Origin of the sequence: Amycolatopsis thermalba, assembly GCF_023376025.1 — a bacterium.
GTDB classification, from domain to species: Bacteria; Actinomycetota; Actinomycetes; order Mycobacteriales; family Pseudonocardiaceae; genus Amycolatopsis_E; species Amycolatopsis_E thermalba.
In genome coordinates this window covers 866,877-885,350 of record NZ_CP091196.1, presented here as the reverse complement: position 1 = coordinate 885,350, position 18,474 = coordinate 866,877, and the positions used below count along the sequence as shown (strand labels likewise).

16 protein-coding genes are annotated in these 18,474 nt (G+C 68.3%); 3 read left to right on the top strand and 13 right to left on the bottom strand.

The annotated features are described in order from the left end of the window. Nucleotides 1-5: 5 nt before the first annotated feature. The 9 genes from L1857_RS04425 to L1857_RS04385 all read right to left on the bottom strand — a co-directional run bounded on the left by L1857_RS04425 (nt 6) and on the right by L1857_RS04385 (nt 9,793). A complete protein-coding gene (locus tag L1857_RS04425; protein ID WP_116111581.1) occupies nt 6-1,190 on the bottom strand; it encodes a type III PLP-dependent enzyme domain-containing protein in 1,185 nt (394 codons plus the stop codon). Nucleotides 1,191-1,271: 81 nt separating this feature from the next. Then, the gene (locus L1857_RS04420; protein WP_158224393.1) at nt 1,272-2,222 is read right to left on the bottom strand and encodes an AraC family transcriptional regulator; all 951 of its coding nucleotides are present in this window, start codon (nt 2,220-2,222) and stop codon (nt 1,272-1,274) included. 37 nt (nt 2,223-2,259) lie between these two features. Continuing rightward, complete coding sequence (locus tag L1857_RS04415; RefSeq protein ID WP_094003646.1) at nt 2,260-3,234, bottom strand: AraC family transcriptional regulator; 975 nt, start codon at nt 3,232-3,234, stop codon at nt 2,260-2,262. Nucleotides 3,235-3,382: 148 nt separating this feature from the next. Further along, nucleotides 3,383-4,432: a (Fe-S)-binding protein gene (locus L1857_RS04410; RefSeq protein WP_094003645.1), complete on the bottom strand. Its 1,050-nt coding sequence runs from the start codon at nt 4,430-4,432 to the stop codon at nt 3,383-3,385. Then, nucleotides 4,429-5,811: an FAD-binding oxidoreductase gene (locus L1857_RS04405; RefSeq protein ID WP_116111580.1), complete on the bottom strand. Its 1,383-nt coding sequence runs from the start codon at nt 5,809-5,811 to the stop codon at nt 4,429-4,431. The genes L1857_RS04410 and L1857_RS04405 overlap by 4 nt, the downstream gene beginning before the upstream one ends. Next, nucleotides 5,811-6,659, bottom strand: a complete 849-nt coding sequence (locus L1857_RS04400; protein WP_249464511.1) for a fumarylacetoacetate hydrolase family protein — start codon at nt 6,657-6,659, stop codon at nt 5,811-5,813. Before L1857_RS04400 ends, L1857_RS04405 begins: the two co-directional genes overlap by 1 nt. A gap of 4 nt (nt 6,660-6,663) precedes the next feature. Beyond that, entirely contained in the window at nt 6,664-8,148 is a 1,485-nt protein-coding gene (locus tag L1857_RS04395) for a M81 family metallopeptidase (protein WP_116111578.1), read from the bottom strand. Then, the gene (locus tag L1857_RS04390) at nt 8,145-8,516 is read right to left on the bottom strand and encodes a RidA family protein (protein WP_094003641.1); all 372 of its coding nucleotides are present in this window, start codon (nt 8,514-8,516) and stop codon (nt 8,145-8,147) included. Before L1857_RS04390 ends, L1857_RS04395 begins: the two co-directional genes overlap by 4 nt. Beyond that, nucleotides 8,513-9,793 carry an aspartate aminotransferase family protein gene (locus L1857_RS04385; RefSeq protein ID WP_094003640.1) on the bottom strand — a complete coding sequence of 427 codons (1,281 nt, stop codon included), beginning with the start codon at nt 9,791-9,793 and terminating at the stop codon, nt 8,513-8,515. Before L1857_RS04385 ends, L1857_RS04390 begins: the two co-directional genes overlap by 4 nt. Before the next feature lie 233 nt (nt 9,794-10,026). Here L1857_RS04385 and L1857_RS04380 point away from each other — a divergent pair, with 233 nt between their 5' ends. Then, a complete protein-coding gene (locus L1857_RS04380) occupies nt 10,027-10,854 on the top strand; it encodes an IclR family transcriptional regulator (RefSeq protein WP_233157071.1) in 828 nt (275 codons plus the stop codon). An 18-nt stretch (nt 10,855-10,872) separates the two neighbouring features. Here L1857_RS04380 and L1857_RS04375 read toward each other — a convergent pair whose 3' ends face one another. The 4 genes from L1857_RS04375 to L1857_RS04360 all read right to left on the bottom strand — a co-directional run bounded on the left by L1857_RS04375 (nt 10,873) and on the right by L1857_RS04360 (nt 15,480). Continuing rightward, the gene (locus L1857_RS04375; RefSeq protein ID WP_249464508.1) at nt 10,873-11,829 is read right to left on the bottom strand and encodes an amidohydrolase family protein; all 957 of its coding nucleotides are present in this window, start codon (nt 11,827-11,829) and stop codon (nt 10,873-10,875) included. Then, nucleotides 11,826-12,461, bottom strand: a complete 636-nt coding sequence (locus L1857_RS04370; RefSeq protein ID WP_249464505.1) for an amidohydrolase family protein — start codon at nt 12,459-12,461, stop codon at nt 11,826-11,828. The genes L1857_RS04375 and L1857_RS04370 overlap by 4 nt, the downstream gene beginning before the upstream one ends. Nucleotides 12,462-12,471: 10 nt before the next feature. Next, entirely contained in the window at nt 12,472-14,505 is a 2,034-nt protein-coding gene (locus L1857_RS04365; RefSeq protein WP_233157077.1) for a glycoside hydrolase family 20 zincin-like fold domain-containing protein, read from the bottom strand. A gap of 189 nt (nt 14,506-14,694) precedes the next feature. Next, complete coding sequence (locus L1857_RS04360; RefSeq protein WP_244214960.1) at nt 14,695-15,480, bottom strand: SDR family NAD(P)-dependent oxidoreductase; 786 nt, start codon at nt 15,478-15,480, stop codon at nt 14,695-14,697. Between the two features lie 307 nt (nt 15,481-15,787). On the opposite strand from L1857_RS04360, the gene L1857_RS04355 reads away from it, so the two are divergent. Further along, nucleotides 15,788-16,852 (top strand): NAD-dependent epimerase/dehydratase family protein, encoded by a 1,065-nt coding sequence (locus L1857_RS04355; protein ID WP_249464503.1) that lies wholly within the window; start codon nt 15,788-15,790, stop codon nt 16,850-16,852. A 24-nt stretch (nt 16,853-16,876) separates the two neighbouring features. Next, a complete protein-coding gene (locus L1857_RS04350) occupies nt 16,877-18,469 on the top strand; it encodes an ABC transporter substrate-binding protein (protein WP_094009225.1) in 1,593 nt (530 codons plus the stop codon). The last annotated feature ends 5 nt before the right edge of the window (nt 18,470-18,474 follow it).

Genomic DNA, 18,474 nt, shown 5'->3' with positions numbered 1-18,474 from the left:
CCGGCCTAGAACAAGGTCTGTGCGAGGCCGGTCAGCACGTACTGGTCATCGACGATCGGCACCACCCGCCATTTGTCCCAGGTCGTGCACGGATGCGAGATGCCGAACCCGATGCGGTCGCCGACTTCCAGGTCGTTCGCACCGCGGAAGTAAGCGTGCTGGTCGTTCATCGCCACCACCTCACCAGGTGGCGCCTTCGCCAGACCGGTTGTGCCGCGGCGGATCCGGTGCAACGGCACCGGGAAGCCGGAGTCCATGCCGGTGTCCCGTTTGCCGAAGTCCACAATGGCCAGGTCCGCTTCCGGCCGGGACAACACGCGCGACCACAGTTCGAGGCTCGAACGCAACGGCATCAGCGGGTACTCGGTCGCCAGCAGCTTCCGGTACTGCTCGTAGCCCAGCGAGTCGTGCGTGACGTAGCACCCGCTGCGCAGAACGACCCGGATCGGACGGCCGTTCCGCCAGCCCGGCCCCAGCTCAGCCGCGACGAGTTCGATGTACTGGGTCCCGCCGGCCGTCACGACGAACTCGCCGGACGCGGGATGCTCCGCGAGAACGCGATCCGCCAGTTCTGTCAGCCCGCGGAGCCAGGCACGCACGTCATCGAGCAGGTGCGCGCCCAAGGCACCGGGGACCACACCTTCGAACCCCCCGACACCCGCAAGCTCGAGCCAAGACGAGGCCAGGACCCGCTCGGCGACTCGCCAGGCCGCGGGCACACCGCGTGCGCCGGTCCGCCCACCCGGCACCCCCAGTTCGACGATCACCGGCAACCTGCGTGCGCGTACCCCACGGGCGAGCTCCTTCTCGAGCACCTCCACGCTGTCGATCGAATCGACGTAGCAGTAGCAGGTGAACGTGGGGTCGTCGTCCAGCTCGCCGCCGAGCCACTCGATCGCCACCGGATCGCACAACTCGTTGGCCAGCAGCAGCCGGTCCGCGCCCAGCCGGCGGAACGCGGCCAGCTGGGTGGGCGTGGCGAGGGTGAGCGCCCAGGCGCCGTGCTCGATCTGCGCCTGCGCGATCTCCGGGGACATCGTGGTCTTCACGTGCGGGGCGAGGGAAAGCCCGTGCTGCTCACAGAACCGCTGCATCGCCGCGAGGTTGTGGTCGAGCTCAGGTTTCCGGAGCACGAGCAGCGGGGTGAGGAAGTCGCCGGCGAGCACGTCGAGCCCACGCAGGCCCCTCACCCCCACCCCTGGCGAGGCCGGCGGAAATCCCTTGTGGTGGTGGGCGATGACGACATCGGGCACCCGAAGCGGCCGCAACAGTCACTCCAATCGGTCGAGGGTTTCCAGTGGGGTCTCGCCGAAGCGCTGCGTGTAGCGGATCCAGAACTCCTCCCGGTCCCCGAATCCGGACCGCCGAGCCGCGTACTCGACCGTGACCAGCGGCTCACGGCCCACCACCAGGATCCGCCGGGCTTGTTCCAAGCGCATCCCCTGGCGGAAGTCCTCCGGCAGGCACCCCTCGTAGTGGCGGAAGATCCGCACGAACTCCGCTTCGGAGACTCCCGCGTCGCGGGCGAGTTCGGTCACGCTCACCTCCTTGTCCGGGTCCGCGGCCTGCAGGAGCACCTTGCCGAAGTCGCTGACGAGCGGGCCGACCTCGGCCGCCCGTGGACCGATCAGCTCGCTGTACTCGTGCGGCTGGTGACGCAGCAGCCAGTTGACGAAGATCTCGTCGGAGTGGCGCGCGAACCGGGATTTCGACCGGCCGAAGAACCGTTCGGCACTGGTGATAAGCGGCTGACCGCGGCCAGTGAGCCGGGTGATGGTGGGGTGGAAGCGGATCGGCCGGGCCGGCCAGCTGCCGGTGATCCGAGCGAGCCGGACGTGCATCGCCCGCTGCTCGACGCGCACGAGTTTGAGGTAGCAGTTCGCCCCGGCCTGGAAGCCGAAGGCGTCCCCGGGCGAGGCGGTGACGACGTCTCCGGTAACGGCCTCGAGGTAGGTCGATCCGACCCGGAATACGCACCGGCCATTCACCACGATGCCGGTCGTGTACGCGGTGCGCGGAACACCGAGTCGGACCACGACGTCCCGGCCGTAGGTGACGATGGCCGAGCTCAGATGGTCGCCCTCGTGACGATGCATTCGTAGATCCATCTCCTTCGGAAAGCCCTCCGGCAGGAGTTCGTGCGGTCCGAGGACCGGCTCGGCGGCCTGCACGGCGAGAACGGGGTCGGCGGTGCGGATGTAGGCGAAGTGGAAGCCGCTCATTGCTCGGGATCTCCGTTCGGGGTCAAGCGGCGGGTGTTCATCGGCGGAGAGTCCGGTCGGGGGTCTCTCCGAACGTCGCGGTGTACCTGCTGGCGAAGCGGTAGTGGTCATGGAAGCCCCAGCACCGGGCCACTTCGCTCAGCCGGATCTCGTCGGGATTGCCGTTCCGCAGCAGGTGGTAGACGGCACGCAGGCGCTCGCGGCCGAGGAACTCCGGCACCGCCAGGCCCCGGTGCCGGCGGAAGCCGGAATCCAGCCGGCCCGGCTCCACGCCCAGTGCACCCCCCAGGGAGCACAGCGTCCACTCCGCCTGCGGATCGGCGCGCACCAGCTCGGTCGCCCGGGTCACCAGGCGAGCGGGTGCGGGGTACGCGGCGATCCGGGCGAGCCGCTCCGAGTAGTTGTTGTGCTGCAGCACCAGCAGGTGGGTGACCAGCCACTCCTCGAACCTCGCGGACCACCGGCTCGCGGTCCACTGGCCCGGGCGGCCCAGGGAAACGATCTCCCGGACCAGCGTCTGGTACCACCGTTGCGGTCGTCCCCCTGCCACGTCCATCCCCAGCTCGAACTTGATCGGGAGGCCGGGTTCGGCACCCAGCAGGTCGCACAGGACCCGTTCGACCAGGTTCGTCCCGATCTTGACGAGGACGAGTTCGGTGTCGCCGGTCAGCGACATCCGCAGCGCCTCCTCCGGGGAAGTCACCACGATGCGCTTCCGGCTCGCGGCGACCTGCTCGCGGCCGGAGCGCACGACGCCGCTTCCCCGCAGGTGCGCCTGTACCACGAAGAACTGACGCGTGCGGCCCGGATCCACGAACACCGGCGCGCCGTATTCCACATAATTGAGGAGAACCTCGCTCAGACATGTAGAATTCATTCGCGCGTCGAGTTGTGCGGCCGGGTCGAGCACATCGAGGTAGTGCTCGCACAGCACCCGGGACATCAGGTCGCGGGTTTGGTCGATGTCGTAGGAATGAAATAGTTCGTACTGCTCCAGGGGTCGCGTCAACATGGTCTACGTTTCGTCGCCGTTGGCAAGATGTTCGACACCCCGGACCAGTCGGGTCATCCGAGTGTCGTAAACTGAAACTCACGTTTCAGGACGCCTATAGTACTCAGAAGCAGCTTCCAGACAAGTCTGTCTGGAGATCTGGTCCCGCCTATTTCGAGGCGATCTCGAGCAGTTCCGCCAGGTGGACCGCCCGCACCGACGAACCCCGTTTCCGCAGGCCAGAACGCAGTTGCCGGAGGCACCCCGGGTTCACCGCGACCACGAAGTCGACCCCGGCTGCCTCGATCTCGGCGATTTTCACCGCCAGTATTTTCGCGCTGTCCCGCGGCCGCAAGATCGAATAGGTGCCCGCCGCGCCGCAGCAGGTGGCCGCCGACGGCAGCTCGACGTACTCCGCCACCGCCCGGATCAGCTCCCGCGGCTGGCGCCACACCCCGAGCCCGTTGCGCAGGTGGCAGGAGTCCTGCAGCGCGACCCGCGCCGGACGGCCGTCGACGAGCAACGGCACGGCGGGCAGAACGTCGGTCTCCACGACGAATTCGCTCAGTTCGCGGACTCGTGGCCGGCCGAGGTGGGCGGCCAGGTGCGTCGCGCAGCCCCCGGAGGTCGTCACGATCGTGCCGGGGAGGACCTCGCCGAGTTCCTTCGCCATTCGCGCACCCGCCGCGGAATCCCCGTTGTGCGCGTGCAACGCCCCGCAGCACCCCTGCCGCGGCGGCGCCGCCAACTCGGGCGCCAGCTTCCGCGCCGCGCGCGAAACCCGTGGGAACAAGGCACGTTCGGCGCACCCGAGCATCAGCGACGGCCCACTCGCGCGCGCGGCCGTCCGCGCGTGCCGGCGCACCAGGCCCGGCACCCGGAGCAGCCACGGGCGCGCGACGGCGGCCATCAGCAGCCGGGCGCGCAGCGGCCCCCGCCTGCCACGCCACTGGTGGTCCCGCCACTGCTCCAGCAGGTTCCCGTATTCCACCCCCGCCGGGCACACCGGTTCGCACGCCCGGCACCCGAGGCAGAACGACGCCTGCTCGGCCAGCGTGCCGTCGTCCTCCGGCAGCTGCCCCGTTTCCAGCGCGCGCATCAGCGAGATCCGCCCCCGTGGCGACGACGCCTCCTCCCCCGTCATCGCGTACGTCGGGCAGGCCGGCAGGCAGTAGCCGCAGGAGATGCACCGGTCCAGCAGCGGTTTCGCGAAGATCATGAACCCAGCTTCCCGGGGTTGAGCACGCCGGCCGGGTCGAACGCGGTCTTGATCCGGCGCAGCAACCCGAGCTGGACGGTCCCGAGCCGGTCGGCGAGGAACGGCAGTTTCGCCGCGCCCACACCGTGTTCGCCGGTGATCGTGCCGTCCAGCCGGATCGCCGTGCGGAAGATCTCGGCGAACGCCTTGTGCGCCCGTCCCACCGCATCCTCGTCGTCCGGGTCCAGCACGCACGTCGGGTGCAGGTTGCCGTCCCCGGCGTGCCCGAACGTCGCGATCTGCAGGTCGAACCGCTCGGCGATCTCGTCGATCCGCTCGACCATCTCCGGCATCCGCGGCCGCGGGACCGTGACGTCCTCCAGGATCGTCAGCGAGCCGAGCCGCGACAGCGCCGGCAGCGAGCACCGGCGCGCGGTCAGCAGCGCCTCGGCACGCGCGACGTCCTCCGCCACCGTGACCTCGAGCGCCCCGGCCTCGGCGCAGATCTTGCGCATCCGCACCATGTTCCCGGCGACGACCTCGATCGGACCGTCCTCACCGAACAGCAGCAGCGCACCGGCGTCCAGCCGCAATCCGAGCCCGGCGTACTCCTCCACGACGGCGACGCATTTGCGGTCCAGGAACTCCAAAGTGGCCGGTACGATTCCGGACGTGAGGATCGCGCCGACCGCCCGCGAGGCGTCCGCGAGCGATTCGAAGTAGGCCACGCCCGTGTTGCTCTCGGCCGGTGCGGGCAACAGCGCCACCGTGGCCTCGGTGATCACCGCGAGCGTGCCCTCGGACCCGGTGAGCAGCCGCGTCAGGTCGTAGCCCGCGACGTCCTTCCACAACCGGCCACCGGTCCGGACGATTTCGCCCGTCGGCAGCACCGCCTCCAGCCCGAGCACGTAGTTGCGCGTCACGCCGTACTTCAGGCCACGCAGGCCGCCGGCGCAGGTGGCGATGTTGCCGCCGATCGTGGCGGTCGTCCGGCTGCCCGGATCGGGCGCGTACAACAGGTTCCGCGCCGCGGCGGCGTCCGCGAGCCGGGCCGTGGTCACCCCCGGCTGCACCCGCGCCAGCAGCTCCTCGGAGCTGATCTCCAGGATCTGCGTCATCCGCGTCAGCGCGAGGATGATCCCGCCGCGCAGCGGGACGGTCGCCGCGCAGAGGTTCGAGCCGGAGCCGCGCGGCACCACCGGCACGCGGTGTTCGGTGGCCAGCCTCAGGACGCGGGCGACCTGCTCGGTGGTGGCCGGGAAGACCACCGCGTCCGGCGGGTGGTGGAACAGCGGCGTGGCGTCGTGCGCGTAGACCGCGAGATCGCCGGGCGCCTGACGGACGTGATCGGCCCCGACCACGTCGGCCAGGGCGGCGGCGAAATCGCGGTCGAGGGTCATCAGGCCTGCCCGCACACGTTGCGTTGACGGCCGAGTCCGGCCACCTCGGTTTCGACGACGTCGCCCGCCCGCAGGTAGCCGAACCGCCCGGACAGGGCGACCCCCTCGGGCGTGCCGGTGTTCACCAGGTCGCCGGGTTCGAGCACCAGGAACTGCGAGAGGTGCCAGATGATCTCGTCGACGGTGAAGATCATGTCCGAGGTCTTCGAGTCCTGGCGCGGTTCGCCGTTGACCCAGGAGCGGAGTTCGAGCACCTGGGGATCCGGCACCTCGTCGGCGGGGACGAGCCACGGCCCGAGCGGGTTGAACGTCTCGCACGACTTGCCCTTGGACCACTGCCCGCCCGGCCTGCCGAGCTGGAAGGCGCGTTCCGACACGTCGTTGGAGGTGACGTACCCGGCGATGCAGTCCCGCGCGTCGCCGAGCGATTCGAGGTACCGCGCGCGCTTCCCGATGACCACGCCGAGTTCCACCTCCCAGTCGGTGCGCTCCGAACCGCGCGGGATCAGCACCTCGTCGTACGGCCCGACCACGGTGTTCGGCGACTTGTGGAACAGGATCGGCTCGGCGGGTGGCGGATCGCCGGTCTCGGCCGCATGGGCCGCGTAGTTCTGCCCGATGCACAGCACCGCACCCGGCCGCGCGATGGGAGCCCCGATCCGCAGCCCGACGATGTCGATCTCGGCCAGCACGCCGTCGTCGAGCGCCTCCCGCGCCCGGCGCAGGCCGCCCCGCTCCAGGAAGGCGCCGTCGACGGCGGGCGTCAACGGGGACAGGTCGTAGTGGCGGCCGTCCTCCAGCACCACGGGGCGCTCCCGGCCGGGCGCGCCCACCTGCATCAGTTTCATCCGTCTACTCCGGGAATTCCGCTGCTTCGAAGGGGTACAACGGCTTGCGCCGGTGCCGGTAGGTGAAGCGGCCGAGGTTCATCGCGGTGATGCCCTCGGTGTCGACGACGACCATCCGCCGCGCGATGGCGCCGTACGCCGCGCGGGGCGAGTTGACGCCCTTGGCCACCACGATGTGGTAGCGCGCCGGGTCGACGCCGACGCTGAGCAGCTGTTGCAGGCTCGAGTTCATGACGGCCTTGGAGCCGATGACCAGCGTGTGTCCCTCGGCGGTGTCCAGGACGGCCGTCGGACCCTGGTCGAAGAAGCGGAACCCGCCGTGCGTGGCGGCCGGCTCCTCGAACCGGCCGTCGGACACCGCGCGAACCGTCCCGTGCACCGGAACCGGCCGCCCGGCGGAGTGCACGTGCTTCGCCCCCACGCGAAGGTGCACCTCGCTACCCTCCCCAGCCTCGATGCACTGCCGCGCCGAGTGCGGATCCCAGAGCGTCTGCACCAGCGGCGGCACCCCGCGGTCGAGAGCCGCCTGCAGGATCACGGTCGAATCACCGGGCGCCCCACCGCCGATGTTGTCCCCGGCATCCAGCAGGACCACGGGTCCGTCCGGTTCACGCACCGCGATGTCGAGCGCTTCGCTCACCGCGAGCCCCTGCGCCTGCAGACCGGAGCGCCGTTTCCAGACCTGGTTGGCCAGTTCCTGCGCCGCCACGGTCGCCTCGAACTCGTCGCCGTCGTGGATGGCGATGCACGACATCCCCATCTGCGGGACGTCGGCGTACGGGAATCCTTCGACGACGCTCGCGGAGAGCATACCCGGCCAGCCTGCCACCTCCCGCGCCTTGGCCACCAGGCCCGCCATCGGTTCCTCGGCGGTGTCCTGCCGCGCGATGTTCACCACGAGCGGCAGCGGGACGAGCGCCTGCACGGGCCGGATCTCACCGCGTGCCGCGGCCGCGACCAGCCTCGTGCAGTCGATGCCGCGTTCCTTCGCGTCCACGTGCGGGTTGGTCTGGTATACGAGCGTCACCGTGAGCGCGTCGACCAGCCGCTTGGACACGTTCGCGTGCAGGTCCAGCACCGCTCCGACGGGTACGTCCGGACCGACCACCCGCCGCACGCGCGTGGCGATCTCACCATCGGCGTCGTGCAGGTGCTCGGCCACGGCCGCCCCGTGCAGGTTCAGGAGCACGCCGTCCCAGGGCCCGCGAGCCTGTAGTTCGGCGAGCATCTCGCCCACCAGCCACTCGAACGCGTCCTCGGTGATCGCACCGATCGGTGTCACGAACGCGAAGAGGATCGGTTCGATCTCGATGCCCATCCGCCGCGCCGCGGAGAAGTATCCGCCGAGGGTCGTCGCCGATTCCGCGTAGTCGCGGACGATCTCCCCGTCACGCACCACGCCGCCGTTGCCGAACAGTCGCCGGTCGGCCTTCAGCGGTGAGAACGTGTTCGCCTCGTGGTAGAGCCCGAGCGTCGCGAAGCGCATCATCTGTCTCCCGCGTGGGCGACGACGTCGACCTCGAACCGGATGCTCTCCGGCAGGCAGCCGGTGATCGTGGTCCGCGCGGGCAACGGATCCGTGAAGTACTCGGTGTACAGCCGGTTGAACTCGGGGAGATCCCCCGCGTCCCGGAGGTAGGCGCCGACCTTGACCACATCGGACAGTTCGAGTCCGGCGTCCGCCAGCACCCGGATGATGTTGGCGAACGACCGGCGCATCTCCTCGGCGAAGGTTCCCGGGACGATGGACCCGTTCTCGTCCACCGACGCCTGGCCGGAGACGAAGACCAGATCGCCCGCCCGCACGAACGACGAGAACTTCGACGTGTTGCCGTCCCGGCTCACCGTGCCGGTCATCGTCCCGCCCCGTCGCGCAGCGCCTTCTCGAACCGCGTGAGCGCGGCGTCGAGCTCCTCCTCGCCGTGGCAGGCGGAGACGTACCAGACACCACGGCCGGTCACCCACAGGCCGTGCTCGACGAGCACCCGTGACAGACGTTCGTACCGCGCCAGGTCGAGTCGTTGCAACGTCCGGTAGTCCCGGACCTCGGCGTCGCCGAACGAGACGTGGAACGCCGCCGGGAGACCTTCGACCCGCAGGGGCAGGCCGTGCTCGATACCGAGATCCCGCAGTCCCACCATCAGCGTCCTGCCGTGCTTGGCGACCCGCTCGTAGGGCGGATCCTCCAGCAGGCTCGTCACCGTCGCGGCCACCGCGGCGGTCGCCATCACCGAGCCGTTGAAGGTCCCGGAGTGGTTGACCTCCCCGGTGCCGAACCGGGACATCAGCTCGGCGCGGCCGACGAGCGCGGCCACCGGGAACCCGCCGGCGATGGCCTTCCCGTACGTCGCGAGGTCCGGGGGGACCCCGTAGCGTTCCGCGCCACCGCCGAGGCCGAGCCGGAAGCCCGAGATCACTTCGTCGAAGATCAGCACGACCCCGTGCCGATCGCACAACCGCCGGACGGCCTCGAGGTACCCGGGCAGTGGTTCGATGACCCCGGCGTTGATCATCACCGGTTCCATGATCACCGCGGCGACCTGCTCACCGTGCCGGTCGAGCGCGTCGGCGACCTGCTCGGCGTCGTTCCAGGGCAGCACGATGAAATCGTCGAGATGGCGGGCGACCTGCCCCTTCGTGGCCACGCCCCAGTGGCCGTCCCGCGCCGCGGTCAGCACGTTGTCGAGCCAGCCGTGGTAATGCCCTTCGAACCGGATCACCTTGGTGCGGCCGGTCGCGGCCCGCGCCAGCCGTAGCGCGCCCTGCACGACCTCGGTGCCGGACACGCCGAACCGGATCATGTCCGCCCAGCCGACCGCGCGGCACACCAGTTCCGACGCCTGGACCTCGAGCTCGTGCTGGCCGCCGAAGATGACGCCACGCCGGCAGGCATCGGAGACCGCGTCGACGACGTGGTCGGGTGCGTGCCCGAGGAAGTTCGGCCCCTGCCCCAGCAGGTAGTCGACGTAGTCCCGCCCGTCGACGCTGTACAGCCAGGCTCCCTTGGCGCGCTCGATGAACTCCTGTGCGCCGGTGAGGCGGACGTTCGAGTGGACCCCGCCCGGGGTCCGGGCGGCAGCCCGCCGCCTGAGCTCCGCCGACCGCGGGCCGAGCCGGGTCGAATCGTTGGGCATGCAGATCCCTCCCACAGCCCGGCAGCGGCCAGGGCCGACGTTGCCGAGCCTTTCGATTAGTTTCATCTAGTGAAACTACGAGTCTAAGATGCGACTCACGGTACGACCGTGGTGACCGCACCGTCAAGGGGTCGCGTTCGGCCCACGACCTGCGTCTTGGCCCCCTGACACCCTTCTCCGCGCGGGACTAGGATCTGAAACACCGAACTTGCCGACCGAAACGAGGAGGAGCCGTGGCACGGCGCCGTAAGCAGGACCCGGAAGACATCAACCCGTCGGACAACGGCTCGGCGGAGGAGGAGCGCGACTATTCGGTGCGCGCGGTCGAACGGGTCTGCCTGATCCTCAACCTGCTGCAGGAATCGGTCGATGGCATCACCCTGAACGAGGTCGCCCAGACCACCGGACTGCCCAAGTCGTCGGCGTTCCGCTACCTCTGGACACTGGAGAACCACCGGTACGTCGAGCGCGACGACGAGCGCGGCCTGTTCCGGCTGGGGCTCGGGTTCGTCGGCATGCAGTCCCGGCACCTGGAGATCCTGCGCGAACGCGCCAGGCCGTCGCTCGAGTCGCTGCGCGACGAGTTCGGCGAGACCGCGAACCTCGGTCTGCTGGACGGCGACCACATCATCTACATCGAGATCGTGGAGAGCCGGCGCGGCGTCCGGCTCGCGGCGTCCCGCGGCGACCGCGACCCGCTGCACTCGACGGCGCTGGGCAAGGCGATCGCGGCTCACCTCCCCGCGGACCGCGTCCGGAACCTCCTCGAGTCCACCGGGCTGCCCCCGCGCACGGCGAACACGATCACCTCGCTCGACGACTACCTGGACGAGCTCGCGAAGGTCCGCAGGCTCGGCTACGCGGTGGACAACGGCGAGAACGAGGAGGACGGCCGCTGCGTGGCCGCCCCGCTGCTGGCGACGCACCTCCCCGCGGCGATCAGCGTAAGCGGCCCGGCATCCCGCTTCACGATGCAGGACGTGAAGCGGGTGGCCAAGACGCTGATCGAGGTGGCCGCCGGCATCGCGACCAACCCGCAACCCCAGGAGGCGGCGGACTGATTCCGCGGGGCCGCCGCCTCATCGCCTCAGCACTCGGCCCGGGCAGGCGCCGGTGAGCACACCGTCCGAGACGACCTTGCTTCCGTTGATCCAAACGTCCCGCACACCGCGCGCCACCCGACACGGATCCGTCCAGGTTGCGATTTCCCGCGTCTTCGGCAGATCGAGCACCGTGATGTCGGCCATCGCCCCAGACGCCAGGCGCCCCCTGCCGGACAGGCCGAGCCGCTCGGCAACGGCCAGCGTGCTCTTGTGAACCGCCTCCGGCAGGCTCAACATCCGGTTGTCGACCACGTACTTCTGCAGCAATCTCGCATGAGCGCCGAAGTTGCGGGGATGCGGCCGCCCAGGCGCGGACTCCGGAAGGGCACTACCGTCACTCCCGATGAGAGCCATCCGGTGGCGCAGGAACGCCCGAACGTCGTCTTCGCTCCGGTAGAACAGGACCACCTGTACGCGGTTGCCGTGCCGCCCGCACAACCGCAGGCACAGATCCTCCGGGGTCACGGACTCCCTGTCCGCCGCCTCCTCGACCGTCAGCCCCTCCAGGTCCTCATCCCCCGGCCCCGTGAGCGACAGCAGGACCCGGCTCCATTCCCAGGGAATGCTTCCGAACAATCCTGTCGAAAGTTCTGCGCGCGCACGCTCGCGGCGTGCCGCATCGCGCAAGTGGACAGCTATCGCCTCTTCCCCGTCCGCTTGTAGCCAGGCGGGCAAGTACTGGGTCAACGATGATGCCGAAGCGTCGTAGGGGTAGATGTCGAACATGATGTCGACACCTTCGCCCGCAACCTCCTCGAACCGCGTGAGAACGTCGTCAGCGCGGCCCCAGCTCCGGGGGTCGTTGAGGGAAATGTGGGAGAACTGCACGCGCGCCCCTGTCCGCCGGCCGAACTCGAACGCCTCCTCGAATGCACCGAACCCGTCAGTCACCCGGGCATGTGTGGCGTAGAGGGCACCTGCCTCGGCGATCACCCGTCCGAGTGTGTGGAGTTCGTCGGGCGCGGCGAACGCGGAGGGAACGTAGGTGAGCCCGGTCGACAGACCGAATGCCCCTGGTCCAGCGCGGTGCGTAACAAGACGGACATGGTGTCGCGCGCCTCCGCGGTCGAAGGGGTGTTTCCCATCCCCATCGCGGCTATTCGCAGAGCCCCGTGCCCGACCAACGCGGCGATGTTCATGACGGGACCTGCGTCCTCCAGAGCGCGGGCGTACCCCGCGAAATCGACCCACGCCGTCTCCAGCCGAGGTATGCCCAGGCCCTTGAGGAACTCCTCCAGCAAGCTCCGTCGGCCGGGATGAACCGGGAATGCCGAGAACCCGCAGTTGCCGACCACCTCCGTGGTCACACCCTGCATGACCTTGCTGGGCGCCTGGTGGTGCAGGAGGAAGCTGGCGTCCGAGTGGGTGTGGATGTCGATGAAGCCAGGAGTGATCACCATGCCCCGGCAGTCGACTTCGTCCCCTGCGGTGCCGGGAGGAACACCACCGGGAACCACCTCGAGGATGCGGTCGGCTCGAATGCCAACATCCCCTTCGACCGGCGGTCCACCAGTACCGTCGACTACCAGGCCACCCCGTAGCCAGACGACGCCTTCACTCGGCACAGCCTCACCCTCACACGATCCAGGGGTGCCAGGATCCACGCGGTCCGACACCAGGGGCCTCTCGGAGCCGCCGCACGGACGGCCCTATCTCCTTCACGAAGAGCCAGTGCTCGCGCAACGCCGCCGGAGCCAGGTAGGCGGGCTTCGAACGGCTCACGTGTCTCAACAGCGCATGCGCTTTCCGGGTCACCTCCGCCGTTTCTTCCCGGTCGTCCCCGTGGTGATACGTGAGAGCCAGCACATCGAGGAAGAGTTCGAGGGATGCCGCAGTCCGGTGTGTCTCGTCACGCCACTGTTGGACCGGGTTCGGCCAGAACCTGACCTCTCTTCCCGACGGCATGAGGGTGATCGCCTCGCGCAGCGTGGCCGCGATCTGGCGCAACGCCTCGGCGAGCGGCGGCTGCGTCACTGAAAACGCGCGAAGCTGGTCATCCGGGTACCGGGATCCCGGTACTCCGGAATCCGCGAAATAGGGAAGTACTTGGTCGACCACGTACATCATGGATGGATACGAAGCCGTAATGGTGCCCGCCAAGGAGAAAGCCTGCTCCGCTTCGGCGGACGAGCACGGCGACACATACCTGGCCCACCTAGGGCGGAACCCGGCTGCGCCGGCCGAGCCCGACGAGTTCCACGCCAGATCGGCCAGGCAAGCCACGTTCTGGTGGTCAGCCGGGTCTGGGATCCAGTACGCGAGAACGCCTGTCGCACCGGCGAGTGCGCCTTTCCGAATCGCGGTGGAGATGTTCTCCGTGAAATCCTGTCCGAACAGGTGCGGAAAGAGCCCGGTGGTCGGTGCCACCCACGTCTCGGTGCGCTCCGCGCGCGGCTCCGGCACCGGATCGTTGTACTTCCACCAAACGATCACCGGTTCGGGCAGACCGCGTTCGGCGACTCGATCGAGGTACTCGTCCAGCACCCCTTCCCTGACGAGCGTGTCCTGCCAGTGGACCATTTCGATACCGTCGTCCGCGAGGACAGTTCCGACGAGCATCAGGTACTCGATCAAGAGGTGTCCGGGAGAAAGGTCGCGGCAACCCTCGCATGCGCAGTACGGACTGACCAACCGCTGCCGATCGCGCGGGTCGACGTTGCGGATCGGATAGTACTCGTCCCCGGCGACATGGAGTCGGCGAAGTCCGTTGGGGCGCAGGTGTTGGTCGACCAAATTGCGGACCAGGCGCGCCAGCGCGTTGCGTGCCTCCGGCCGGGAGACGCAGTACCCGTAGCCGGTCGGCGTACCATCCGAGTCCACGGCCGACAGCACGCGCACGACCCGAGGGATCAACGTGGAATGGCCGGGGCCGCCGAGGTGCGGGATCAACTCGACGCCGCGTTCCGCAGCATAGGCGCAGATTTCCGAGAACAGGTCCTTCTCGAAGATCACCGGGACGTATTCCAGTTCAACCTCAGCGCCCTTCTCGGCGTCCCAGGTGGTGATCCGAGTACTCGACGCCAACTCCGGAAAGCCGGTCAAGGGGGTGAACATGTACTCGGCGGGCCGTTGCCCGTGCCGGATGTCCCAGCAGCCGTAGATCGACAGCCCGATCGTGTTCAGCTTGAGCTGGGCCAAACGGTCGATGAGGTCCCGCCAGTCGGGCAGATCCATGCGGTCGGTACCCGTGAACGACTCGATGAAGACGCCCCGCGTAGGAAGGTCCGGCCCGTCCTCGATGTCGAGGACCGGCAAGGCGGTACGCTGATATCCGTCCCACAGGTCGAGCAGGGTTCGCACGGCGTGCAGCGCACCTCGCGGATCCGCGAACTCCACCCGAACCGAATCTGCTCGGATCGCAAGACGGTAATTCTCGGCGGGCAACGCCGCCGGCTCGAAGGAAATGCGCGGCGGGAAGCCATCCGCCACTTCCGTTGTTCCGAGGACGCCCTGCACGTGCTCCGCCCACGGAGCAAGCGCGACCGGGATCTCCAATCCGCCGAAGGCAGAACAGGGGAAGGTGGGCCGCCCATTCGCGGCGGTCAGTTTCCGCGGTCGCGGAATGAGTTCGGGAACGGGTCCGGCAGCGACATCAATTTGACCTGGCATAAATTGGAATCCTCGTCGCGAAAACACGTCGACGGGTCGGTGCACAGCAACCAGGACACCCGAGCACTTCCCACTGCCACTCGTTCCCGCCAGGCGTGCTGAATTATGGGTGTCGGAGCGTGACATTACAAGTGATCGCGACGACGTGTCGAAGGCAGCGGTTTTCACCCCGGGCACGCAAAGCGGAATTCACACCATCGTCCAGCCGCCGTCAACGCGGATCGCTTGCCCCGTGAGGAAAGCACTGTCCGCACCGGCCAGGAAACCCACGACGTTCGCGACATCTTCCGGCGATCCGCGCCGCTGCAAAATCTGGTGCGCGAGCACTGTGCGATCGAGATCCTGCTCGTCGAACGACTCCTGCTCCTCCTCGGTCTTGATGGCGCCGGGCAGTACGCAGTTGACCCGAACACCCGAGGGGCCCAGTTCCCGCGCGAGCGATCGGGTGAATCCGAGCAGGCCTGCCTTCGTGGTGCCGTAGTGCAGCGCGTTGGGCGCGCCAGTCTGCGCGAGGACACTACTCACGACGACCACACTGCTACCGGGCGCACCGCGCTCGCGGAAGGCCCGCCGGCAGCACAGGAAGCCCGCGGTCAGGTTGACCGCGAGGATCTCGTTCCACTCCCCGACACTGATCTCCGTCCACGCGTGCCGGACGGTGGTCGCAGCGTTCAGGACCAGCGTCGTGACAGCGCCGAACTCGCCCTCGCATTCGTCGAACATGGCTTCGACCTGTGCGGGGTCGGCGACGTCGGCCGGCAGGACCAGGGCCCGTCCACCGGCTTCATGGATTTCTTCGGCGACCTGTTTCGCCAGCCTGATCATCGGCTCACTGGGGAAACTGTTCACGACCACCGCCATCCCATCGGCGGCCAGCCTGCGCGCGGTGGCTGCCCCGATCCCCCGCGAGGCTCCCGTCACGAGAGCGACCGGCTCCCGCGCGGGTGTCGCCCACCCCGGCCTCGGACCGTCCATCCGGAACACCTCCGCCACTCCGGTCTCGCCACTCACGGTCATTTCAACAGACAAACTAGCTTCTTCACAAGGCGAACCGTGGAACCATCGATGCACAGACCACCCTCGCAGGGTTGCCCAGCGGCGGGGTTCCCCGCGCCGCCCGCGGCACTTGACAGCACCTTCCACACGATTCACCCTGTGTTCCATCAGACGGCACTGGCATTTCATATCCGCTCCTACCGGGTCCGGGAGCCGCGGATTCCGCGGGTTCGTGGCCACTGTCTCGGCCAGGTAACCATCAGACAACTTTTTGACGAGGTGGCTCGTGACAAAGATTCTCATCACCGGCGCATCCGGCCGGGTCGGTTCGACGCTCGCGAAGGCGGCCCTCACGCGGGGGTTCAGCGTCCGGGGGATGGTCATGCCCGACGAGTGTTTTTCGGTGTCGGGTGTGGAGGTGGTGGAGGCGTCGTTGACCGATGCGGCGGCGTTGGCGCGGGCGGTGTCGGGTGTGGATGTGGTGGTGCATCTGGCGGCGCAGATGGTGCTGGGTGAGACGTCGGTGGAGCGGTACTACGACATCAACGTGTTGGGCACGTTGCGGTTGCTGGAGGCCGCGGTGGCGCAGCCGGTTCCGGTGCGCCAGTTCGTCTACGCCAGCACCGACAACACCTACGACCCGGCGCACGCACCACGGGAACCGATCACCGAGGACCACCCGCAGTACCCGGGTGACTACTACGGAACCTCCAAGGTGCTGTGCGAGCAGCTCGTGCGCAACTACCACAAGCTGCACGGGCTCGACTACACCATCCTGCGCTACGGATCCGTGCTGGCACCCAACGAAGCCGTCGCGCTGTTCCGCCTGGACTGGGTCCGCGGGTTCCTGGCCACCCACACCGCGGCCGGCCGCCGCAGCAACCTGTGGCAACTACTGGCCGGCGGGCACGACTTCCTCGGCGCCCTGGACGACCAGATCGGCCACCGCGACGACAACCCCGCACTCGCCCTCACCGGCCCCGACGGCCGCCCCTGGGCCATCCACACCTCCGACGTGCGCGACACCGTCGCCGGAACCCTGACCGCCATCAACCACCCCAACGCCCTCAACCAGGACTTCAACATCGTCGGACCCCACACCACCACCTTCACCGAAGGCGCCACCGTCATCGCCAAGCACTACAACCTCGACCTGCTCACCGCCCACATGCCCGCCACCCTCGCCTTCGAACTCTCCACCCACAAAGCCACCCAACTCCTCGACTACCACCCCCAACACGACTTCGACTCCACCATCACCACCGCACTCAACCCCACCCCCAACCCCGACTACACCCCCGTCACCCAAGGCTGGATCCCCACAAGCGACGCAACCCCCGCGGACGCCTGATCCCCTCGACGAACAGGTCTCACCATGTCCAAGGAACGCACGACCACGACCCGTTACTTGACCCGGCGCGAAACACTCCGGTACGCCGCCGCGACCGCTCTCGGACTGTCCGCCGGCGTCCCACTACTGGGCGGGTGTTCCGTCGGATCGCAAGGGCCCGCCGCGAACGGTGGCCAGCCTCCGACGCAGCCGACCGGAACCCTCCGTGTCGCCCACCTCGGGGATCCGACGAGTCTCGACCCGTCCCTCGCGGGAAACGCGGTCTCACTCCCGATCATCTCGCACAACATCTACGAGAGCTTGCTCGGCTTCAACGGCGACACATCGGAACTGGTCGGCGTGCTGGCCGACCGCTGGGAGTCCTCTCCCGACGGTCGGCAGTGGACGTTCTACCTCAAGGACGGCATCACGTTCCACGACGGGGCGCCCCTCACGTCGTCGGCGGTGAAGAAGACGTTCCAGTACTACTCGAGGTCCGGCGCACAATGGGCGGTCCTGCTCCCGCCCAACGCCACGTACGACGACACTGATCCACGCGTGATCCGCATCAGCAGCCCGGCGAGCTTCCCGGACATGGGCCGAAACGCGACGCTGATCCGCATGATCTCGCCGAACCTCGTCGACCGCGGGCCCGAAGCGGTGAACAAGACCCCGACCGGGACCGGACCGTTCCGGTTCGAGAGTTACACGACGGCGAAGAGCATCGTGCTGACCGCCAACCGCCAGTACCGCGGTCCCGGACCGTATCTGGAAGGTCTGCAATTCCAGATCATCCCCGACGCATCCGCCCGTGTCGCGGCACTCCGATCCGGGAGCGTGGATCTGGTGTACAACGTTCCACCGAGCGACGCCGGCGCCCTGCGTACGGCCTCCAACCTCACCGTCACCGAAAAGCCGTTGTGGCGGGTGGGGCAGCTGATCATCTTCACCAAGCACCAACCCGTGGACAACGTGGCGCTGCGCCGCGCGATAGCGCACGCCATCGACAAGGAAGCGATCGTGAAGTCGATCCTCCGCGGAGTCGGAAAACGGCAGGACAACATCCTGCCGGAAGGCGTTTACGGTTACCGGCAGCCGACCACCCAGTACCCCTACGACCTGGACAAGGCCCGGCAGCTCCTCGCTCAGAGCGGTCTGCCGGCTCCGGTCGAGCTCGAGGCGGTGTGGTCCCCCGAACTGGGCGAGAACATCGGCCGGGTCGAGCAGGCGATCAGTGGCATGCTGTCCCAGATCGGCGTGAACATGAAGGCAACGCAGATTCCTTTCGCCGAGGTCACCAAGGTCATCGTTGACCCGAAGCAGAAGCCCTACCACGCTGTGGCCGGCGAACTCGGGTGGTTGACGGGCGGCCCCCTCTTCTTCGCGACGAAGTACTTCCAGCGAACCTCCGAGTTCGACGCGATGAACGACCTCAACACGAGGATGCTGACCACGCCGGACGGGCCCGAACGTCTTCAGCTCCTCGCCGACATGCAGGAACTGTTCGCGCAACAGCTGCCCGCCATCCCGCTCTACAACTCGATCCAGGTCGATGCGTACTCCAGCGCGGTTCAGGGCTACAGCGCGCCGAAGGACGGCTTCCAGCCCAGGTTCGGCCAGGTCTTCCTCAGCCAGTAACCGTC

Coding starts and splice junctions, on each gene's coding strand:
- L1857_RS04420 (WP_158224393.1), bottom strand. CDS start 2,222: ATGAGCGGCTTCCACTTCGCCTACATCCGCACCGCCGACCCCGTTCTC.
- L1857_RS04415 (WP_094003646.1), bottom strand. CDS start 3,234: ATGTTGACGCGACCCCTGGAGCAGTACGAACTATTTCATTCCTACGAC.
- L1857_RS04410 (WP_094003645.1), bottom strand. CDS start 4,432: ATGATCTTCGCGAAACCGCTGCTGGACCGGTGCATCTCCTGCGGCTAC.
- L1857_RS04405 (WP_116111580.1), bottom strand. CDS start 5,811: ATGACCCTCGACCGCGATTTCGCCGCCGCCCTGGCCGACGTGGTCGGG.
- L1857_RS04400 (WP_249464511.1), bottom strand. CDS start 6,659: ATGAAACTGATGCAGGTGGGCGCGCCCGGCCGGGAGCGCCCCGTGGTG.
- L1857_RS04395 (WP_116111578.1), bottom strand. CDS start 8,148: ATGATGCGCTTCGCGACGCTCGGGCTCTACCACGAGGCGAACACGTTC.
- L1857_RS04390 (WP_094003641.1), bottom strand. CDS start 8,516: ATGACCGGCACGGTGAGCCGGGACGGCAACACGTCGAAGTTCTCGTCG.
- L1857_RS04385 (WP_094003640.1), bottom strand. CDS start 9,793: ATGCCCAACGATTCGACCCGGCTCGGCCCGCGGTCGGCGGAGCTCAGG.
- L1857_RS04365 (WP_233157077.1), bottom strand. CDS start 14,505: ATGCCAGGTCAAATTGATGTCGCTGCCGGACCCGTTCCCGAACTCATT.
- L1857_RS04360 (WP_244214960.1), bottom strand. CDS start 15,480: ATGGACGGTCCGAGGCCGGGGTGGGCGACACCCGCGCGGGAGCCGGTC.
- L1857_RS04350 (WP_094009225.1), top strand. CDS start 16,877: ATGTCCAAGGAACGCACGACCACGACCCGTTACTTGACCCGGCGCGAA.